The following is a 20,984-nucleotide window of genomic DNA, read 5'->3' as shown; positions in this document are numbered from 1 at the left end:
CAAACCGTTGGCATTGATCGAAATCAATAACCCTTATAACACCTACCACAGTCAATGGTGCATGTGCTGATGAGCACTAATCCCATCACTTTGTTCAGAAGTCACTTCCCGTTGATGATTATGGGCCATCGCATTCCAGAGGGTCCACGCACCAAATACGATGACTATCATCCCCATGGCTGTTCTCAAAGCACGAACCTGCAACCACCGCTTAAGTTGACTGGAGAAAACACCTCCGGCCAGCATGACCGGCAACGTGCCCAGGCCGAACGCCATCATGGCTAGTGCACTCGACACGGGATGAGCAGTGGCAGCGGCGTAAACCAGCGCCGAGTACACCAAACCACAGGGTAACCAACCCCATAACATACCAAACAGAAAGGCCCTGCCAACCGTACGAACACGGAACAACCTGGTAGCGAAAGGCTGAATATGGCGCCAGGCATATTGCCCCCCACGCTCAAGCCAGGACAGAAAGTGCCACCAACCCGCCAGATACAACCCCATCAGAATAAGCAGCACCCCCGCAAAAATACGCAGAGAAGGCCCCAGAGACAGGTATTCATGCCCAAACAATCCCAGCAGACCGACCAATGCACCGATAAGCCCATAAGATGTAATTCGCCCCAGGTTGTAGCTTAGGAGGATTGGCCAACGCCTGCGTTGATCATCGGCGGCAAAACCCAGTGCGGCGACAATCCCGCCACACATACCAACGCAATGCCCGGCACCCATCAAACCAATAACCAGCATTGCCAGTATGGACATACTGTCAAATTCAAACATTATTCCGGGCTCTTTGAAGGTGGAGAGTCTGCAGGTTGACGGGGGCGAGCCTCGACATCAACCTCAACAGGGTCATCAGCCCCATCGTCAAATAGTATTCTCTCGCCTTCCCCGTCGAGATCATCATACTGGCCACTGTTTACCGCCCAGAAAAAAAACCATATCGCCAATGCACAAAAAATCAGGGACACAGGGATCAGCAAATACAAACTGGTCATTGGGTTATAACCTGCCAAAGATGAAAAGTATCAGCCATCGTCACGTGGCAAAACAAGGCTGTTGTGAGCACATCATGGGTGCGTCGCCACGCCGACTCAGCCGCAGGGCATTACCCACAACCAATAGCGAACTGGCAGACATACCAATCGCGGCCGCCCAGGGAGGAATCATTCCCGCCACGGCCAGCGGCAATGCCAGGAGATTGTAGAGTAATGCCCACGTGAGATTCTGACGAATGATCTGGCGTGTCCGTCTGGCAAGACCGATCACTTCCGGCAATGTATTGAGGTTGCCCGATAGCAATATACTGTCAGCATGGATTCTGGCGAAATCACTGGCATCACCCAGTGCCACTGAGGCATCGGCACCGCTCAGTACAGGCACATCATTGATACCATCACCAACCATCAGCACCCGGTGCCCGGCCTGCTGACAGCGGTTGACCCAATCGAGTTTTGCCGCTGGACTCTGCTGCCCGAACCACTGCTGAATACCCAGCTTGGTCGCCATATTTTCAACCGCTGCAACACGATCACCACTCAGTAAAACTGTCTCCAGACCCTGCGCTGTCAGCTGCTGAATGGCAGACGCCGCACCGGAGCGCAACTGATCCTGTAAAATAATCCAGGCCAGTGGCCGGGATTGTTCCGCCAAAAGAAGTGGTAACTGGCCTGCATCAACTGGTGCCATAGCTGGCATGGGAAGATCAAACAACCTGCTGATATAGTCCGGCTGACCGATAGCAAAGCGACTTCCATCAATCGTAGCGGAAATGCCTGATCCGACTTCCTGAACAACGTCAGTTCCCCTATCCGTCACCGCTATGCCGGCAAAAGCCCTGGCAATGGGATGCCTGGAATCCTGTTCCAGGGTCGCAGCGATAGCCAGCACATCAGATTCTTTTTGGTCAGCCAGCTCAATCACCTCAACGATACTCAGATCACCCAGTGTCAACGTGCCCGTTTTGTCAAAAACAATTCGATCGACTTGCGACAAAACCTCCAGCATCCGACTTCGACTGATCAGAAAACCGCGCTGACGCAACTCGCCAGTTGCCACCGCGATAGCGGCTGGCGTTGCCAAAGATAACGCGCATGGGCAGGTAACAACCAGCACAGAGAGCACAACCCAAATAGCTTCCTCCGGTTGATGCTGCCACCACCAAAAAGCCACCAGGACGGATACAACCAACACGGCAGCGACAAAATAACCCGCCACCCGATCAGCCATTGCAACCGCCGCTGGTTTATCACTGAGCGCCTTTTCAACCAACTGCAAAATTGCCGACAAGCGGGTCTTATGACCAACGGCAGACACGCTGATCAGCAAGGGATTCTCGCTGTTGACGGTTCCGGCAGACACCATATCACCGGGGGATTTAGCGACCGGCATCTGTTCGCCAGTGAGAACAGCTTCGACCACGCTGCTGACACCCTCAGTAATTTCGCCATCGCAGGGAATGGTTTCACCGGCGGCAACGCGAATCAGGTTCCCAGGGGACAACAACTTGACCGGAATCGTCTCCTCTTTATTGCCGTTCAATCGCCGGGCTGTCACCGGCAGCAATTGGCCGAGTGATTCAGCTCGCATATCATTGCGATGGCGAACCCGCATTTCGAAATATCGCCCCAACAGTAAAAAAAATGTAAACATGGCAATAGAGTCAAAATAAACTTCGCCCGTTCGGGTCACAGTAGCCCAGCAGCTGGCTGAAAAACCGAGGAGTATCGCCAGCGAGACAGGGACATCCATGATCAGATGGCCTTGACGCAAGCTGTACCATGCAGCTCTAAAGAAAGGATATGCCGAGAACAAAACCACCGGCAGGGCAATAATAAAGCTGACCCATCGCAGAAAATTTTGCCACTCGGGCTCCATCCCCTGAAAAGTGCCCGCGTAAAGACCAATGGCGACCATTCCCGCCTGCATCATCCCCAGTCCGGCAATACCCAAGCGTTGCAGAAAGCGGCGATTTTCATGATTTCGTAACTGGCGTATAGCCTCGTCACTGACTGGGCGAGGGTCATAACCAATTTGCTGTAGTTCTTCCAGCAATTCACTGAGTTTCAGTGATTCGGGATTCCAGGTGATGAGTGCTCGATGACTGGTGACATTAACCCGCACATCAACCACCCCCGGCAATTTACTCAGATGATTCTCGATCAGCCAGGCACAGGCAGTACAGGTAATACCCCCTATCAATAGGCGAATCTGTCGGTTGTCATCGACAGTCTCCACGTAATCAGCTTGCACCTCAGGCAAATCATAAACTGCCAGCGATGCCTGGCCCGGAGCTTCCGGACGATTAGCGCTCTTCGTACGATACTGGTAAAAGCGGGCCAACCCACCATCACAGATAGCTGTGGCAACGGCCAGGCAGCCTGGACAACACATAGCCCTTGGCTCCCCCTGTATCTCCAGGGTCCAGTCAGTACCGGCCGGGACTGGCAATCCACAGTGATAACAGGATTGTGGCGTCATTCCGCCCTCAGGATAATCTGATCTGCAGTTGCAAAATCCAGCTCGCCGACTAACCGCCAATCCCTGTCGGGTTCAGGTAGTACCCGCAGATAATAACGGGATAGCAATGGTTGGTTGAGGTCCGTGCGGTAGTGGCCGCCAGTGATCTCGGTCAGCAACATCTCGCGATCACGTTTTGAGTCTGTTGGATGAAACAACAACAGTACAAGCTCCTCTGGTAGTGGATGGACCGTATCAATAGTAATAAACAACTCACCACTGGTGGCATCCAGACGCAACTCGGCAGAGAGCCCCAACGCTTCGGCACGCCGGTCCTGCTCCAGTACCTGATTGATGGCAAGACCGTCGCGATAGTAATTATCCACCACCAGACTATCGGCCCCGGAAAATGCAATATAGACAGTCACCAGACTGGCGATCACCACGCTACCTGGTAGCGCTATTAGAAACCATGGCCAGAATTGACGATACCAGGGGGGAATGTTGCTGTCGGTTGAAAGTGGCAAGGCTATGTCCTCAGACGCTGACTATGGGCGGAAATACTCTGTCGGAAAATGTTTCAGAAACAACTAGCGCTGCAAACGCGGGCCAATAAAGCGGCTTTCCTGACGTGCGTGAATAACTTCACTATCAATCGCCTCAACAACGAAGATAACATCCGTGTTGGGAACATCCATCAAACCTGGATCAAGCTCGATTCTGACAGGCATACTCAACACCTCTCCTTCCCTGACATTGACCACATCCTTGCCGAGGTAGTTAAACGGGTAGTCGCCAGTCACCTCGATGCTATAGCTGTGATCACGCGTATCCATATTGTTGATCTTCAGTGTATAGATATTTTCGACCAACCCTTGAGTGGTTTCACGATAGAGAACATTCCTATCGCGAATGACATCTACACCCAATGGAACACGCGTCATAATAGTGTAGCTGAAGGCTGACACCATTAGAGCCAGCGCGACGGCATAGCCGATAAAACGGGGCCGCAGAATACTGGTCTTGCCGTATTCCATGGCATGTTCCGTGGTAAAGCGAATCAAACCCGGTTCGTAACCCATTTTATCCATGACTGTGTTGCAGGCATCAATACAAAGACCGCAGTCTATGCACTCGTACTGAAGCCCATCGCGAATATCAATTCCCGTGGGGCAGACCTGTACGCATAAGGAACAATCAACACAGTCACCCTTGCCTGCTGCCCGGTAGTCTTCGTCTTTCCGTCGGGCACCACGGGGCTCGCCCCGCTTCTCATCATAGGAGACCACCAGGGTATCCTGATCGAACATGACCGACTGAAAGCGGGCGTAGGGGCACATGTATTTGCAGACCTGCTCCCGGAGAAAACCCGCATTCATGTAGGTCATCACCGAGAAAAAAAACGTCCAGAAGACAGCCGCCGGATGTGCCGAGAAGGTAAAGAGTTCAGGAACCAGCTGTCGGATCGGATTAAAATAACCCACAAACGTCAAACCGGTAACAAATGCCACCAACCCCCACAGCAAGAGCTTACTGCCCCGGCGCAGGATTTTCTGGCTATGCCAGGGCGCTCTGTCCAGTTTGATGCGCTGGTTGCGGTCACCCTCACACCAATCCTCAATGTACATGAAGATCATGGTCCAGACGGTTTGGGGGCAGGAAAACCCACACCACACCCGACCTACCAGAACCGTCACGGTAAACAGGGCAAACGCCGAGATAATCAGCGCCCAGGCCAACAACATGAAGTCCTGGGGCCAGAAAGTGATCCAGAAAATATGAAACTGGCGGGCCGGCAAGTCAAACCAGATGGCCTGACGGCCATCCAGATTTATCCAGGGAAGCAGGAAATAGCCACTGAGCATCGGCAGCCATGTCCAGCGCTGCAGATTTCGATAGAATCCAGGAAGCTGACGGGTCTGAATTTTTTCTCTCGTTTCATAGAGATCAAGAACCCGGATAACTTCCTCTGAGGACCGGTTGCCGGTTTTTTTTTCCGGCTCTTGTTCACCCGTCATTTAATTTTGACACTCCCGTTAGGCAAATCCTCAAACGTTATTGGTTTTTGGATAAGCTGTACACATACGCCGTCAACAGATGTATTTTTTCTGCCTTTAGCTTGTCGGCCTGTGCAGGCATGTTACCGTTTCGACCATTGCGAATAGTATGACGAACAAGTGTGGGGGAGCCACCGTACAACCAGATACCATCCGTCAGATTGGGTGCTCCCAACATCTTGTTACCAGTACCATCCGTACCATGGCAGGCTACACAATAGGTGGCGAATAATTGGCCACCGGCCTCGGCTTTCTCTGTATCATGCTCGCGGCCACTGATTTTGAACACATATTCGGCGACTTTATCCACGCCTTCCTCTCCCAGCGCACCTCCCAGAGCCGGCATGGCGCCCTGCCGCCCATTGACTAGCGTAGTCTTGATATCTTCCGCGCTGCCGCCATAGAGCCAGTCACTGTCAGCCAGGTTGGGAAAACCATAGCTGCCCCTGCCATCGGAACCATGGCAAACCGCACAGTTATTATTGAACAGACGACGGCTCATTTTCATGGCCTCGGGGTTGGCAATCAGCTCCTCAACCGGCGTTTCACTGTACTGCTCATAGAGTGGCGCATACTTCGCCTCTGCCTCGGCCACCTCTTCTTCCCACTGGCCCACCTGTGTCCAGCCGAGTACACCACCAAAGTTTCCCAGCCCTGGATACAGCACCAGATAGATGACCCCGAATACGACGGTGCCCACGAACATCTTGAACCACCAGCCTGGCAGAGGATTGTCATACTCCTCGATACCGTCGTAAACATGGCCTGTTTTTGGGGACTCGCCCTCTTTGGTGTCATCGGAAACTTCAACCTTGCGATTGGCGAACAACAACCATGTACAACCGACAATGGTGATTGCGGTAAATACGATAATCCAGATACTCCAGAAGGTACTCATGTCAGCTCGTGCCTCTACTTATCTTCATCCTGAGAAGATTTGGTGTCATCAACAAAGGGTAGTTGTGCCGCCTCATCAAAATCTTTTTTCTTGCGGCCACTGTAAGCCCACCAACAGACCCCGAGAAAAGCGATCATGGTGAGTATGGTGCCGATACCTTGTAATGTGCCCTGATCCATTAGCGTTTCTGCGTCAAAAGTGTGCCTAGTTGCTGGAGGTACACCACCAGCGCATCAATTTCCTTCACCTCACCGCTGGCAAAAGGTGCTGCGGCATTGGCGATATCCTCATCTGAATAGGGTACGCCAACTGTTTTCAATGCCTTCATTTTGGCCGCAGTATCTTTACCAGTTAGCGTATTTTCAAACAGCCAGGGGAATGCCGGCATGTTTGACTCAGGTACCACATCCCTCGGGTTATAGAGGTGGGCCCGCTGCCAGTCATCACTATAGCGGCCACCAACCCGCGCCAAATCGGGGCCAGTGCGTTTGGAGCCCCAGAGGAAAGGATGCTCGTAAACATGCTCACCCGCGACAGAATAGTGGCCATAACGCTCGGTTTCAGCACGCAACGGCCTGACCATCTGCGTGTGGCACACATGGCAGCCTTCACGGATGTAAATATCACGACCTTCCAATGCCAATGGTCCCAGCGGCTCAAGGCCTTCGACAGGCTGCGTCGTTTGATTCTGCCAGAACAGCGGAATAATCTGGGTTAGACCACCAAAGCTGATGGCAACCACGATCAGCACAATCATCAGCCCGATATTTTTTTCAACAATCTCATGTTTCACTGTTGTTCTCCTATCAGACTGTACGGGGTTCGGCAGCAGTCACTTCCCGCTGCTGAACATCCCCACGAATGGTTCGCCAGACGTTGTAGGCCATCACCAGCATACCGGCAAAGAAAATCACACCACCCAACAAGCGCACGTAATAACCCGGGTAGCTCGCCTCAATTGATTCAACAAAGCTGTATGTCAGGGTCCCATCGGTGTTGAAGGCCCGCCACATCAGGCCCTGAGCGATCCCGTTAACCCACATGGAGGCGATGTAAAGCACAGTGCCAATGGTTGACATCCAGAAGTGCAGGTTGATCAGTTTTACACTGTACATCTGGGCGCGCTGATACAGCACTGGAATCAGGTGATAGAGCATGCCAATCGAAATCATGGCCACCCAACCAAGGGCACCGGAGTGAACATGACCAATCGTCCAGTCAGTATTGTGAGAGAGTGCATTTACTGTCTTGATCGACATCATTGGACCTTCAAAGGTCGACATGCCGTAAAAAGACAGTGATACCACCAGAAAGCGCAGGGTCGGGTCGTAACGGAGTTTATGCCAGGCACCGGACAGGGTCATCATGCCGTTGATCATGCCACCCCAGGAGGGAGCGAGCAGAATCAGAGACATCACCATTCCCAGGCTCTGAACCCAGTCGGGCAAAGCCGAGTAATGGAGGTGGTGAGGACCAGCCCAAATGTAGACGGCAATCAACGCCCAGAAATGCACGATCGAGAGACGATAGGAATATATTGGCCGACCCGCCTGTTTCGGGACAAAGTAGTACATCATGCCCAGGAAGCCCGCCGTCAGGAAAAATCCTACTGCGTTATGGCCGTACCACCATTGAACCATCGCATCGATTGTACCGGCGTAAGCCGAATAGGATTTGAACGCTGTAACCGGGATGGCGGCACTGTTGCCGAGGTGTAACACGGCAATCGTGATGATAAAGGCCCCAAAAAACCAGTTGGCCACGTAGATGTGTTTGGTGCGGCGTTTCATGATGGTGCCGAAAAAAACCACCGCAAACGCCACCCAGACCAACGTGATCAGGATATCGATCGGCCACTCCAGCTCCGCGTACTCTTTCGAGGTGGTCAGCCCCAGAGGCAGTGTAATCGCGGCGGCGACAATTACCGCCTGCCAGCCCCAGAAGGTAAACCCTATCAGCCAACCGCCAAACAGTCTTGCCTGACAGGTTCGCTGCACCACATGGTAGGCGGAGGCAAACAGCGCACTACCACCGAAGGCAAAAATAACCGCATTGGTATGGAGCGGACGAAGTCGCCCAAAGTGAAGCCATGACTGATTAAAATTCAGACCTGGCCAGATCAGCTCAGCGGCGATAAATACCCCCACCAGCATCCCGACGATCCCCCAGACCACAGTCATGATGGCAAACTGTTTGACCACCCTGATATTGTATTCCGGCTGGCCACCGGTGCTTGCGACATTGCTACTCATTGCATTTTCTCGTCATTAATCCATTCTTTGGAACCCATGAGAGTAGCCTTCAACTCCCTAAACTACTCCCTGCGTATTATTCCCTAAACCCACCCACACTGATATTGATTTGCATCAACTCGAACAGGTGGCAGTCAGGAATCCATCTTGCGATTTTTGTTGGCGGCAATCCGCAAACGCAATGCATTCAGCTTGATAAAACCCTCTGCATCCTTCTGATCATAGGCCCCGGCATCATCTTCGAAGGTGGCAATTTTCTCATCAAAAAGGCTGTCATCAGACTGACGACCCACCACAGTGACATTACCTTTATAAAGCTTCACACGCACCTTGCCGTTTACCACGTGTTGCGTTTCATCAATCATCACCTGCAACATCTTGCGTTCCGGGGACCACCAGTAGCCGTTGTAAATCGTCTCGGCATATTTGGGCATTAATGCATCTTTCAAATGCGCCACTTCACGATCCAGGGTGAGTGATTCAATGGCCCGATGCGCCCGCAACATAATAGTCCCGCCCGGTGTTTCATAGCAGCCGCGTGATTTCATACCCACGTAGCGGTTCTCAACCAAGTCTAGTCGACCAATCCCATTGTCGCCGCCCAATTTATTGAGGTGAGCAAGTACTGTAGCCGGTGTCATGGGTTGATCATCAATTGCAACAATATCGCCCTTTTCATAGGTGAGTTCGACATAGGTAGGCTGGTCAGGTGCCTTTTCGGGAGAGACACTCCAGCGCCACATATCCTCTTCAGGCTCCCACCAGGGATCTTCAAGATTACCCCCCTCATAGGAAATATGCAGCAAATTGGCATCCATTGAATAAGGGGATTTTTTCTTCTTGGTAGAAAAATCTACCGGAATATTGTGCTGTTCACAGTAGCCCATCAGTTTTTCACGGGATGTCAGATCCCACTCCCGCCAGGGGGCAATCACCTTGATGCCGGGTTTTAGAGCATAAGCACCGAGCTCAAAACGCACCTGATCATTTCCCTTACCGGTCGCACCGTGAGAAATCGCATCCGCACCGGTTTCGTTGGCAATCTCAATCAACCGCTTGGCAATCAGAGGCCGGGCAATTGATGTCCCCAGCAGGTATTCCCCTTCGTAGATGGTGTTGGCACGAAACATCGGGAACACATAGTCACGAACATACTCCTCGCGAAGATCGTCCACATAGATTTCTTTCACACCCAGCGCCGCCGCTTTGGCGCGGGCCGGTTCCACCTCTTCTCCCTGACCGATATCCGCAGTAAATGTGACGACTTCACAGCAATAGGTTTCCTGTAACCATTTGACAATAACCGAGGTATCCAGCCCCCCCGAATAGGCTAAAACAACTTTTTTAATGTCGGACACGACATGACTCCTGATTGGTATTTTGTGGGATAAAAGTGGGCACTATTCTAATCCTTAAGCAGGTAGTTTCACAGTGAACAGGGCAGGCTCTGCCGAATTACCCTGATCCTGAGTCGAAATACTTAATCCACTGACAGGCACAGGATCCCCTCGTTTCTTCTGTTAAGCCAGCAACGATTCCGGTAGCATTGATTGATTGAATGACCACCTGTAGCAGCCAACTTGAATATGACTCAATTAACCATCACCCGCCCCGATGATTGGCACCTGCACTTGCGCGACGGCCAATTGCTCGCCTATACGGTGCCAGACGCCGCGCGATATTTTGGACGCGCGATCGTCATGCCCAATCTGCTTCCACCGGTACTCAATACCGCTCAAGCCCTTGCTTACCGGGAGCGGATTATGGCCCATCGCCCAACCGACAGTCAGTGGAAACCTTTAATGGTGCTGTATTTGACCGACAACACTGACCCGGCGGAAATAGAACGCGCCAAGGCATCGGGGCATGTGGTCGCCTGCAAGTATTACCCGGCCGGCGCGACCACCAATTCGGACTCCGGCGTTACCCAACTGGACAATATCTATCCCGTCCTGGCACGTATGGAAAAAATCGGCATGCCACTGCTACTGCACGGTGAGGTCACGGATACTGAAGTCGATATTTTTGATCGGGAAGCGGTGTTTATCGATCGGCATCTCGGCAAGCTCACCAACAACTTTCCCGCACTGAAAATTGTGCTAGAACATATCACCACCCGGGACGGTGCCCAGTTCGTGGCAGAAGCATCGGCCAGAGTAGCCGCCACCATCACGCCACAACACCTGCTGTTCAATCGAAATCAGTTGCTCGCGGGTGGAGTCAGACCACACTACTACTGCCTGCCAATCCTCAAGCGGCAACATCATCAACAGGCATTGATTGCAGCCGCCACCAGTGGCGACCCCAGTTTTTTTCTGGGCACTGATTCGGCGCCCCACAGCACTCATCGCAAGGAAACTGCCTGCGGCTGTGCCGGTTGTTATTCCAATCATGCCGCTCTCGAACTCTATGCCGAAGCTTTTAACCAAGCCGATGCACTGGACAAGCTCGAAGGGTTTGCCAGTTTTTTTGGCGCAGACTTCTATGGCATGCCCCGCAATACTGACACGATCACGCTGCAGTTTTCACCGTGGCAAAGTCCGACCAGCCTGCCCTTTGGCAGCGACACCCTCACACCGTTAGGTGCTGGAGAAACCAGGCAATGGAGCGTCAGCTAAGTATGCACCCGCCCATCTCGGATCGTTTCAGAGGCTTTCTCCCCGTGGTCATCGATGTAGAGACCGGCGGGTTTAACGCCGCTACCGACGCGTTGCTGGAAATGGCCGCTGTGACACTGGCCATGGATGAAGATGGCATCCTCATGCCCAGCGAGATTATCTATCATGCGGTGATCCCGTTTGAAGGGGCCAACGTCGAGCAGGCCGCCCTGAACTTCACCGGCATCGACATCAATGACCCCTACCGGATGGCGCTGGAAGAAAATGAGGCCTTGAGAGCCCTGTTTCAGCCTATTCGCAATGCAGTAAAGGACGCACACTGCAGCCGCGCTGTGATGGTGGCACACAACGCGCATTTTGACCTTGGATTTGTCAACGCAGCTGTTGAAAGAAATGGCATTAAGCGCAACCCCTTCCACCCATTTTCCTGCTTTGACACAGCCACACTGGCTGGGCTTGCCTATGGACAGACCGTGCTGGCCAGAGCCTGTGAAGCAGCAGAAATAGAATTCAGCAATGACAAGGCACACTCTGCAGCCTATGACGCTGAAAAGACGGCAGAATTGTTCTGTGGTATCGTCAACCGCTGGAAAGATCTCGGCGGTTGGCATAAGTAGCCTAGGTAAATGGTATACATAGAATGTCGCCAGTCGAAAACCATCACAAACATCACTAAGGGACAGACATTATGAGCGACAAGATAAGCGGCAAGGCCAAGGCAATTATCGCGCACATTACCCTGATCGGCTGGATTGTTGCATTGGTTCTCAACATGCAAAAACGCGACAGTTATGCATCCTTCTATATTCGCCAGTATCTCGGCATCATGATTTGCGGGTTTGTCGGCAACATAGTGTTCAGTATGATTCACAACTCACTGGTGATGATCTGGGCAATACTGGTGCTGGTGGCCTGGATAATCAGTCTTGTGGGTGCCATCACCGACAAGGAAACCGAGATACCCTATGTAGGCAGCTACTTTCAGGACTGGTTCAAGGGGCTTTAGGCTTTAGGAGAGATAGAACCCCGGGCACAGGTCGCCACGGGGTTGAAGGGGCATTGATTACAACTGCCCGGTCCACACCTAATACTGGGAAACCGGCAATCTTACTACCAGGCCATCCAACTCAGCCGTAACCTTGATCTGACAGCTCAGACGGCTGGTTGGCTCTGGGGCCGGTACCATCTCAAGCATCAACTGCTCACTGCCTTCGGGCGGGCCTACTTTATCAAACCAGTCCTCGTCGACATAACAATGACAGGTCGCACAACTGCACACACCGCCACACTCTCCAAGAATGCCATCAATCATATTATCGACGGCACCCTGCATAACAGATTGCCCCACCGGCACCTCAGCCTCGTACTCTGCACCATTCGCCTCAACGTAATGAATCAACGGCATATAACAACCTCTATTTATCTATTGCGGCCAATCAGCTCAGCCAGTTTTTAGGATCAATGGTTTCATCAGCCAGCGCGACAGGGTCCACAGCAAGTCCTCTGACCAACAGTTGCCTGGCAACCATAAACTCTTTTGGCCGGTTGATACAATCTGCCGCCAACAGCCGGCCACCACGGAGATACCAGGCAACAAAGCCTCTCTGCCGATCTTTGCCGCCCCGCAGGACCACCTGATCGTAACCTTCACTCAGACCGGCAATCTGCAACTTCAAATCGTATTGATCGGACCAGAACCAGGGATAACTTTGGTACGGAACAGGTCGATCACAGAGTGTCCCCGCCGCTGTTTTTGCCTGTTCGACCGCATTGGGAACGGACTCAAGGCGTACACGGCGTCCCAGCAGCTCGTTCGGGTGATTGGTGCAATCGCCAGCGGCAACAATGTCCGGATCGGATGTCCGAGCGAACTCGTCGACCAGAATACCATTATCTATCGCCAGCCCGCAGGCTTCAGCCAACTCCACATTGGGTGTAACACCTACACCGATAATGATCAGGTCCGCAGGAAAACGACTGCCATCGGCACAGACCACCACTCTGATTCCATCTCCATTTTCTATGGACAGCACCTCGACACCCGTGTGGATATCCACACCCTCCTCACGATGTACCTCGGCATAAAAAGTGGATACCTCTGACGCACAAACTCTGGAAAGAACACGCGCCTCTAGTTCAAGCAGCGTCACGGCCATCCCCAGGCCGCGCAATACCGCAGCGGCTTCCAGACCAATATAACCCCCACCGATTATGACCGCGCTTTTACCCGGTGAGATATTGGCACGAATGCCGTCCACATCAGCAAGGGTCCGCAGGTAAAACACACCCGGGCTGCCAACACCCCTGATGCTGGCTGGCCTGGCACGCGCGCCGGTACAAAGGGCCAGCTTTTGATAGCTCAATTGTTGCCCATCTTCCAGAGCGACCATTTTTGCTGTCCGGTCAATACTCAGCACACGACGCCCGGTCAACAGATCGACACCATGGCTGGCATAGGCGGCAGCAGGACGAATCAGGATATTATCGGCCGCTCGCTCGCCCGCAAGATAGTCTTTCGAAAGCGGCGGGCGTTGGTAGGGAGCCTGAGACTCCTCTCCCACCAGCAGAATCTCCCCCTGCCAGTTCTGCTGACGAAGGCTCGACGCAAGTTGAGCCGCAGCATGACCTGTTCCGACAATAACCACCCGTCTCTGCATGCTGCTCATCGCTCCGACCAAAGGAACACATTATCCTTAGTCGACGGAAGCATTGGCAAGAGCCTCCCTGCAAACAACGCCAATAAAGCCACCGGGGGCCGCCCAGGGAGATTAGCCAGAAAAAAAACTGCCATAATGTAGAAAAACTACAAACTGAGCAACTTACAGAGAAAGATATTACGCCTTGTTATCCCATCCATAATTAACATTTAAGGCCAAATCCTCATAAAAACTTTTACCAAAGACGAGACATGTTTCGCTTGAAACACCAAAATCATGTATCTAGACTACACAAAATTTGGACGCCTGCGACGACGGCAGAACGCATGGTAATTTCATTACCATTGGCGTTAGAATAGCTGCCCTGCCCGGCCCCTTATAACGATTTAAACCGAGAGAAAAATGGCTGACTCATTCAAAGAAAGTGCCCTGCGTTACCACACCCACCCCGTTCCGGGAAAAATAGAAATTCGCCCAACCAAACCACTCGCCAACAAGCGCGACCTTTCTCAGGCCTATTCTCCGGGTGTTGCCTATGCCTGTGGGGCCATTGTAAAAAACCCCACGGAAGTGGCGAATGTCACAGCTCGGGGCAACCTGGTGGCTGTCATTACGAATGGCACCGCTGTGCTGGGATTGGGCGATATTGGTCCACTGGCCGCCAAACCCGTGATGGAAGGCAAGGCGGTTCTGTTCAAGAAATTTGCCAATATCGACGTGTTTGATATTGAAATTGATGAAACCGATGTGGACAAACTGGTGGATACCATTGCCTCGCTGGAACCCACCTTCGGCGGCATCAATCTTGAGGATATCAAGGCTCCCGAGTGCTTTCTGGTGGAGCGAAAACTCAGGGAACGCATGAATATCCCGGTTTTTCACGACGATCAACACGGCACGGCCATTGTTTCAGCCGCAGCGGTCTACAACGGACTCAGGATCGTCAACAAGAAGATTGAAGACATCAAACTGGTGGTGACCGGTGCCGGAGCAGCCAGCATCGCCTGCGTGGATTTGCTGGTCAGCATGGGATTGCAAAAAGCCAATATTCGAATGATCGACCGCAACGGGGTCATCTACAAAGGCCGTGCAGAAGGGATGAACCCCTGGAAAGAAAGCTATGCGGTGGAGACCGAAGACCGCACCCTGGACGATGCCATCGACGGTGCAGACCTGTTTTTGGGCCTGTCCGGCCCCGGTATTCTCAAGGTCGACATGGTAAAGAAAATGGCACCCAACCCGTTGATTCTCGCCATGTCCAACCCCACCCCCGAGATCATGCCGGAAATCGCCAAGGCCGCCCGCCCGGATGCCATCCTGGCCACCGGCCGCTCCGACTACCCCAATCAGGTCAATAACGTACTCTGCTTTCCGTTCATTTTCCGCGGCGCGCTCGACTGCGGCGCCACCGTCATCAATGACGCTATGAAACAGGCCTGTGTAAAAGCCATCGCCGATCTGGTTCACCGCGAACCCTCGGAAGCCGTAGCAGAAGCCTACGCCGATGAAGTATTGAAATTCGGCCCGGAATACCTGATTCCAAAACCCTTCGACCCGCGCCTGATCGAGGAAGTCCCTTTGGCGGTTGTCAAAGCTGCCATGGAAAGCGGCGTCGCCACCCGTCCTATCGAGGATATGGAGGCCTACCGCAACAAACTCCACTCTTATGTGAGTCGCAGCCGCCTGTTCATGCAACCAATGATAGAACTGGCCCGCCGCCAACCATCGCGCATTGCCTATGCCGAGGGAGAGAACGACGACGTGTTGCGCGCAATGCAGGGTATTGTGGATGAGAAAGTTGCCAAGCCAATCCTGATCGGTCGCCCCAGCGTGATCGAGCGCAAAATCCAGGACATGGGGTTGCGTATCAAGATCGGCACCGACATCGAGATTTTCAATCCGGAAGAAGGGGATCACCACCAGAACTACTGGCAGTTCTACCACCAGCGCGTGGGACGATCCGGCGTTTCCGTGGAAGCCGCCCAAAACACAGTGCACACCAACAACACAGCGCTGGCGGCAATTATGGTCGCTCTCGGTGATGCCGATGGGTTGATATGCGGCAAAGTCGGTCGTTTCGACAAGCACCTGAAAGACATCAGCAGCATCCTGCCCCAGAGCAGCACCACTGAAATGTCATCGGTCTGTGTGCTATTGATGGAGGATGGGCCTCTGTTCCTTGCCGATCCATTCGTCAATGTGGACCCCACCGAAGAACAGATCGTCGCCACCGCACTGAACACCATCAACTTCGTCAAAGGTTTTGGTATAGCGCCAAAAGTGGCCCTGCTCTCGCACTCCAACTTCGGCACTTACGATGACCACTCTGCCCACAAGATGAAACGGGCAGCCGAGCAATTGCGCGAGCAATTGCCCGATGTCCAGATCGAGGGCGAAATGCACGCCATGTCCGCCATGAACGAAACCCTGCGCGGCAAAACTTACCAGAATGCCAACCTGCAGGGTCAGGCCAATGTACTCATCATGCCCAATATGGATGCGGCCAGTATCACCCTTGGCCTGTTGCGCTCACTGACCAATGCCCGATTGGTTGGACCCTTCCTGTTCGGCTTCGACAAACCGGCCCATATCCTGATTCCGTCTGTCTCTGGACGAGGCATTCTGAACATGACAGCATTAATCGGGGCGGACATCACTTCCAAACCCGAGTGATAAACTCCACACCCTAAAAAACGCGGCAGAAGCCGCGTTTTTTAATGACTGCAAACAGCACTGATCCACACCAACTAGTAGTGTGGTGGCTTCTCGTCTTCGCCCTCTTCATCTGGCAACTTGGCAGCGATCTCGCCTAGTTGCCCGCGCAATGCTTCAGCGCTGGCAGCCAACCGGTCGATCTGATCCTGTTGTCGGCAAATCACATCGTTTAACTGCTGCAGGGTGTCCTCCTGAAAGGCCAACCTGGTTTCGATCTCCACCAGACGATCTTCATCCATCACCCAAGCCCTCTATTATCTAATGAGCCAAAAAAAACCGCAGAAGTCACCTTCTGCGGTTTTTCCAGAGACGACTTGCGTATCAGAGCTTGTCTGAATTTTCGGCAAGATAGGAAGCCACACCAGTGGGTGAAGCATCCATACCCTTGTCACCTTCTTTCCAGCCGGCGGGGCAAACTTCACCGTGTTTCTGGTGGAAAGACAGCGCGTCGACAATACGCAGCATTTCATCGATATCGCGACCCAGCGGGAGGTCATTGACGATCTGATGGCGCACAACGCCGTCCTCATCGATCAGGAAAGAGCCACGGAAAGCAACGCCAGCTTCATCAAATTCAACATCGTAGGCCCGGCAGATTTCGTGCTTGACGTCGGCTACCAGCGGATATTTAACCTGGCCGATACCGCCTGCATCTACGGGTGTATTTCTCCAGGCATTGTGGGTAAATACCGAATCAATGGAGACACCGATAACTTCCACACCGCGTTTTTTGAACTCATTCAGGCGGTGGTCAAATGCAATCAGCTCTGATGGGCAAACAAAGGTAAAATCGAGCGGATAGAAAAACACGACGGCTTTCTTGCCCTTGATGTTGTCTGACAGCGTAAACGCATCAACGATTTCACCGTTACCCAGTACTGCACCAGCCGTAAAATCCGGTGCTGCTTTACCTACTAATACACCCATGATCTAACTCCTTAAATGGTCTGTTTTTCTGAAGGAATGTAGGGGCTACCTGTCGCAGCCCGTGCTCGAAACTCTTATCTCAATCTTACACAATCAGTTTTTTGTGTCACATTGTAATTAGCTATAAGCGCCATAAGCCCTGTTTAATGATCGGGCCTTTGCCTACTCTGCAGCTTTCTGTCCACTCTGGGCGGCATCCTGTACCAGCGGAGCCAATTCACCTTTCTGGTGCATGTCAGCAATGATGTCGCAACCACCAATCAGCTCACCATTAACCCAGAGCTGGGGAAAGGTAGGCCAGTTGGCGTATTTTGGCAGATTAGCACGGATGTCCGGGTTTTCCAGAATATCGACATAGGCAAAGCGCTCACCGCAAGCCATCAATGCCTCAACCGTGCGGGCAGAAAAGCCGCATTGTGGCTGATTGGGGGAGCCTTTCATGTATAAAATGACGGGGTTCCCTTCCACCTGCTCACGAATGGTTTCCATAATATCCATTGATATAAACCTCTGACTGAAATTGGGGGCAATAAAAAATAGCCGACTATTACAGTCAACTATTTTACTCCACTGTCCATCAATCTAAAACCACCTGCCCGAAAAAACATTTTACCCCAAGCAATCTACAAATGGTCTCGTAGCTTAGAGATAGCAACAATGCAGATCGTTGCGAACAGGGCAAAACCACTATAATATCCCTGCTCCAGGGCAGCGCAACTCGCGTCTGCCTTTTTTTGTTTTGGAAGAGATCATGACCAGTGACGCATTAATGAACAATTATGGTACCAGAAAAATTACCCTTACCCGGGGTCAAGGGTCCTGGGTCTGGGATGACCAGGACCGCCGTTATCTGGATGCCATTTCCGGTATTGCCGTCTGTGGACTGGGTCACGCACATCCGGTAGTAACCAGGGCCATAGCGGAACAGGCAGCCACGCTGGTTCATTGTTCAAATCTCTACAACATCCCCGTGCAGGAAGCACTGGCCGAACAGTTGCGCAGCATATCCGGTCTGAGCAAACTGTTTTTTTGTAATTCCGGGGCCGAGGCCAATGAAGCCGCCATCAAACTGGCACGCCTGTTTGGCCACAGCAAAGGGGTGGATCAGCCCACTATTATTGTCATGGAAAACGCTTTTCACGGACGCACCATGGCAACACTCTCCGCCACCGGCAACCGCAAGGTACAGGCAGGTTTTGAACCACTGGTGGGCGGGTTTGTACGGGCACCTCACAACGACCTGGATTCGCTGCATACCATTGCCAAAAATAATCGCAATGTGGTGGCCATTCTGGTCGAACCCATCCAGGGGGAAGGCGGCATACGGGTTCCTGCAGACAATTATTTACCCGGGTTGCGGGACATCTGTGACCAATATGACTGGCTGCTGATGCTGGACGAAATCCAGACCGGCAATGGGCGAACCGGGCAATACTTTAATTACCAGCACGCCAACCTGCTGCCCGATGTGGTGACAACGGCCAAAGGGCTGGGCAACGGGGTACCCATCGGTGCCTGTCTGGCCGGCAACAAAGCAGCTGACCTGATGCAACCCGGTAGTCACGGCACCACCTTCGGGGGTAATCCCCTGGCATGCGCAGCGGCATTGGCCACCGTCAGTACAATCCTCGACGAAAACCTCTGCCAGCGGGCCGCCACCATGGGCAATTATATAAAGCAGCGTCTCGTCGAGCGCCTTGCCGACCACCCCAGGGTCGTGGAGGTACGAGGCCAGGGACTCATGCTGGCCATTGAGATGAGCGAACCCTGCCCTGAAATGGTCGCAGAAGCCGCCGCGAAAGCCCTGCTGATCAATGTCACCGCCCAGTCCGTCATCAGATTGCTGCCAACGCTGATTATCAGCGAGGACGAAGCAGATCAACTCGTACAAATACTGGGTGAACTGATCACCCGGGGGTAACCAATTATGGCCATAAGACACTTCCTCACTTTGCAGGATCTTTCCAGAGACGAGTTGAAAGCAATCCTGCAAAGGGCGACAGAGCTAAAGGTTCAACGCCAAAAAGGCACGGATGACCATCCGTTCTCCGGCAAAGTCATGGCCATGATTTTTGAGAAGTCCTCCACTCGTACCCGGGTTTCCTTTGAAGCCGGTATGGCCCAGTTGGGGGGCAGCGCACTGTTCCTGTCGCCCAACGATACACAACTGGGACGCGGTGAACCGGTTGAAGATTCCGCCAAGGTGATCTCAAGAATGGTGGATATCATTATGATTCGCACCTTTGGCCACGACCGCATTATCACCTTTGCTGAAAACTCCTCGGTACCTGTCATCAACGCCCTGACCGATGATTTTCATCCCTGCCAGTTACTGGCGGATATGCAGACCTACCTGGAACACCGGGGCAGCATTGCCGGCAAGCGAGTGGCCTGGGTCGGCGACGGCAACAATATGTGTCAGTCCTATATCAATGCTGCGGACAGACTGGATTTTGAACTGGTCATCGCCTGCCCCGAAGGGTACGAACCCGATGCGGCACTGCTGGAGAAATTCAGCGACCGGGTATCCATTGTTCGCAATCCCCTGTTGGCTATTACCGGGGCGGATCTTGTGGTCACCGATACCTGGGCGTCCATGGGCCAGGAAGAGGAAAAGAAATCCCGGGAACGTGCCTTCCAGGGCTTTCAGGTCAATGAAGACATCATGCAGAAAGCTGCGCCGGATGCCCTGTTTATGCACTGCCTGCCCGCCTATCGCGGTCTGGAAATCAGCGAAACCATGCTGGAATCAAAATGGTCCGTGGTATGGGATGAAGCAGAAAATCGCCTGCATGCACAGAAAGCGCTGATTGAATTCCTGCTCAATGAAAGGACCAACAAATCGAAGTAGAGGCCCTAGCGAAACAGCTTCCAAGGCAGCTCAACAAGGTTGGTCAGGGTTTCGCCAACACGGTACTTCATGAAGCCACTGCCGGTGAGCGCCTGACGCCATAAATCAATAATCTGATCGCTGTTGCTGATACCAGTTTTGCACCAGGTGGCGAAATGCTCACAGTTATTGAATACCAGATCAAAGGCAAACTCACCCAACCGGCTTTCGGCACGCCGCATTACCGCATCCTCTGAAAAATCCAGCTCGCCCGCTTTCAGCCCCCGAAAGTTGTCCATCAGACGGTTCAGGCCCCGGGTCGTGCGATCCAGAATATCGCCACTTTTTAGCGTCTCGAAAAACTGTTCGTAATCTCGTACATGAATCTCGTCACCCCGGGCAAACTTGTCCATACTGGTACGCCGCACCTGACGAGGCGTCACCCAGTGATCACTGGTGTAATGGATCACCGTACCATCGCCCGCATCAATACCGTGGTGGGCATAAATTCCACCAAAGCGAAGAGCGTAAATGTGATCACCGCGTGCCATAGGCCAAGTCCAGC

22 protein-coding genes are annotated in these 20,984 nt (G+C 52.8%); 6 read left to right on the top strand and 16 right to left on the bottom strand.

The window, feature by feature from the left end; translation table 11 throughout:
* Positions 1-51: 51 nt before the first annotated feature.
* The 10 genes from U740_RS07660 to U740_RS07620 all read right to left on the bottom strand — a co-directional run bounded on the left by U740_RS07660 (position 52) and on the right by U740_RS07620 (position 10,030).
* Entirely contained in the window at positions 52-786 is a 735-nt protein-coding gene (locus U740_RS07660; RefSeq protein ID WP_036860052.1) for a sulfite exporter TauE/SafE family protein, read from the bottom strand.
* Positions 786-1,004 (bottom strand): cbb3-type cytochrome oxidase assembly protein CcoS, encoded by a 219-nt coding sequence (gene ccoS, locus U740_RS07655; RefSeq protein WP_036860051.1) that lies wholly within the window; start codon positions 1,002-1,004, stop codon positions 786-788. The genes U740_RS07660 and ccoS overlap by 1 nt, the downstream gene beginning before the upstream one ends.
* Before the next feature lie 40 nt (positions 1,005-1,044).
* Entirely contained in the window at positions 1,045-3,486 is a 2,442-nt protein-coding gene (locus tag U740_RS07650; RefSeq protein WP_051921293.1) for a heavy metal translocating P-type ATPase, read from the bottom strand.
* Positions 3,483-3,992 carry a FixH family protein gene (locus U740_RS07645; protein WP_160172059.1) on the bottom strand — a complete coding sequence of 170 codons (510 nt, stop codon included), beginning with the start codon at positions 3,990-3,992 and terminating at the stop codon, positions 3,483-3,485. Before U740_RS07645 ends, U740_RS07650 begins: the two co-directional genes overlap by 4 nt.
* A gap of 63 nt (positions 3,993-4,055) precedes the next feature.
* The gene (gene ccoG / locus U740_RS07640) at positions 4,056-5,483 is read right to left on the bottom strand and encodes a cytochrome c oxidase accessory protein CcoG (protein ID WP_036860050.1); all 1,428 of its coding nucleotides are present in this window, start codon (positions 5,481-5,483) and stop codon (positions 4,056-4,058) included.
* Positions 5,484-5,520: 37 nt separating this feature from the next.
* Complete coding sequence (gene ccoP, locus U740_RS07635) at positions 5,521-6,420, bottom strand: cytochrome-c oxidase, cbb3-type subunit III (protein WP_036860049.1); 900 nt, start codon at positions 6,418-6,420, stop codon at positions 5,521-5,523.
* 14 nt (positions 6,421-6,434) lie between these two features.
* Entirely contained in the window at positions 6,435-6,599 is a 165-nt protein-coding gene (locus tag U740_RS12030) for a cbb3-type cytochrome oxidase subunit 3 (RefSeq protein ID WP_081890884.1), read from the bottom strand.
* On the bottom strand, positions 6,599-7,213 hold the full coding sequence (gene ccoO / locus U740_RS07630) for a cytochrome-c oxidase, cbb3-type subunit II (RefSeq protein ID WP_036860048.1): 615 nt from the start codon (positions 7,211-7,213) through the stop codon (positions 6,599-6,601). The genes U740_RS12030 and ccoO overlap by 1 nt, the downstream gene beginning before the upstream one ends.
* A gap of 13 nt (positions 7,214-7,226) precedes the next feature.
* On the bottom strand, positions 7,227-8,672 hold the full coding sequence (gene ccoN / locus U740_RS07625) for a cytochrome-c oxidase, cbb3-type subunit I (protein ID WP_036860047.1): 1,446 nt from the start codon (positions 8,670-8,672) through the stop codon (positions 7,227-7,229).
* Between the two features lie 134 nt (positions 8,673-8,806).
* Positions 8,807-10,030: an argininosuccinate synthase gene (locus U740_RS07620; RefSeq protein WP_036860046.1), complete on the bottom strand. Its 1,224-nt coding sequence runs from the start codon at positions 10,028-10,030 to the stop codon at positions 8,807-8,809.
* A 228-nt stretch (positions 10,031-10,258) separates the two neighbouring features.
* On the opposite strand from U740_RS07620, the gene pyrC reads away from it, so the two are divergent.
* From pyrC to U740_RS07605, 3 genes are all read left to right on the top strand, one after another.
* Positions 10,259-11,290 carry a dihydroorotase gene (gene pyrC, locus U740_RS07615; RefSeq protein ID WP_036860045.1) on the top strand — a complete coding sequence of 344 codons (1,032 nt, stop codon included), beginning with the start codon at positions 10,259-10,261 and terminating at the stop codon, positions 11,288-11,290.
* A 2-nt stretch (positions 11,291-11,292) separates the two neighbouring features.
* Positions 11,293-11,907, top strand: coding sequence for a ribonuclease T (gene rnt / locus U740_RS07610; protein ID WP_200877068.1), 615 nt, complete (start codon positions 11,293-11,295; stop codon positions 11,905-11,907).
* 71 nt (positions 11,908-11,978) lie between these two features.
* Positions 11,979-12,296, top strand: a complete 318-nt coding sequence (locus U740_RS07605) for a hypothetical protein (RefSeq protein WP_036860043.1) — start codon at positions 11,979-11,981, stop codon at positions 12,294-12,296.
* Between the two features lie 78 nt (positions 12,297-12,374).
* Here U740_RS07605 and U740_RS07600 read toward each other — a convergent pair whose 3' ends face one another.
* Entirely contained in the window at positions 12,375-12,695 is a 321-nt protein-coding gene (locus U740_RS07600; RefSeq protein WP_036860042.1) for a 2Fe-2S iron-sulfur cluster-binding protein, read from the bottom strand.
* A gap of 31 nt (positions 12,696-12,726) precedes the next feature.
* Positions 12,727-13,956, bottom strand: a complete 1,230-nt coding sequence (locus U740_RS07595; protein WP_036860041.1) for an NAD(P)/FAD-dependent oxidoreductase — start codon at positions 13,954-13,956, stop codon at positions 12,727-12,729.
* Positions 13,957-14,349: 393 nt separating this feature from the next.
* Here U740_RS07595 and U740_RS07590 point away from each other — a divergent pair, with 393 nt between their 5' ends.
* A complete protein-coding gene (locus tag U740_RS07590) occupies positions 14,350-16,620 on the top strand; it encodes an NADP-dependent malic enzyme (RefSeq protein WP_036860040.1) in 2,271 nt (756 codons plus the stop codon).
* A 74-nt stretch (positions 16,621-16,694) separates the two neighbouring features.
* Here the strand turns inward: U740_RS07590 and U740_RS07585 are convergent, their stop codons facing one another.
* From U740_RS07585 to grxD, 3 genes are all read right to left on the bottom strand, one after another.
* The gene (locus U740_RS07585; protein ID WP_036860039.1) at positions 16,695-16,901 is read right to left on the bottom strand and encodes a SlyX family protein; all 207 of its coding nucleotides are present in this window, start codon (positions 16,899-16,901) and stop codon (positions 16,695-16,697) included.
* An 82-nt stretch (positions 16,902-16,983) separates the two neighbouring features.
* On the bottom strand, positions 16,984-17,589 hold the full coding sequence (locus tag U740_RS07580) for a peroxiredoxin (protein WP_036860038.1): 606 nt from the start codon (positions 17,587-17,589) through the stop codon (positions 16,984-16,986).
* Between the two features lie 162 nt (positions 17,590-17,751).
* The gene (gene grxD / locus U740_RS07575; protein WP_036860037.1) at positions 17,752-18,087 is read right to left on the bottom strand and encodes a Grx4 family monothiol glutaredoxin; all 336 of its coding nucleotides are present in this window, start codon (positions 18,085-18,087) and stop codon (positions 17,752-17,754) included.
* A gap of 253 nt (positions 18,088-18,340) precedes the next feature.
* Between grxD and U740_RS07570 the strand changes: the two genes are divergently transcribed.
* Both U740_RS07570 and argF read left to right on the top strand, forming a co-directional pair.
* Complete coding sequence (locus U740_RS07570) at positions 18,341-19,510, top strand: acetylornithine transaminase (protein ID WP_036860036.1); 1,170 nt, start codon at positions 18,341-18,343, stop codon at positions 19,508-19,510.
* 6 nt (positions 19,511-19,516) lie between these two features.
* Entirely contained in the window at positions 19,517-20,440 is a 924-nt protein-coding gene (argF, locus tag U740_RS07565) for an ornithine carbamoyltransferase (protein ID WP_036860035.1), read from the top strand.
* A gap of 5 nt (positions 20,441-20,445) precedes the next feature.
* Here argF and U740_RS07560 read toward each other — a convergent pair whose 3' ends face one another.
* Positions 20,446-20,970 (bottom strand): lecithin retinol acyltransferase family protein, encoded by a 525-nt coding sequence (locus tag U740_RS07560; RefSeq protein WP_051921292.1) that lies wholly within the window; start codon positions 20,968-20,970, stop codon positions 20,446-20,448.
* Positions 20,971-20,984 lie beyond the last annotated feature (14 nt).

The sequence above is a fragment of the Porticoccus hydrocarbonoclasticus MCTG13d genome (genome assembly GCF_000744735.1).
GTDB classification, from domain to species: domain Bacteria; phylum Pseudomonadota; class Gammaproteobacteria; order Pseudomonadales; family Porticoccaceae; genus Porticoccus; species Porticoccus hydrocarbonoclasticus.
Note: the sequence above shows the minus strand (reverse complement) of the source record. Positions and strands in the feature narration are given on the sequence as shown.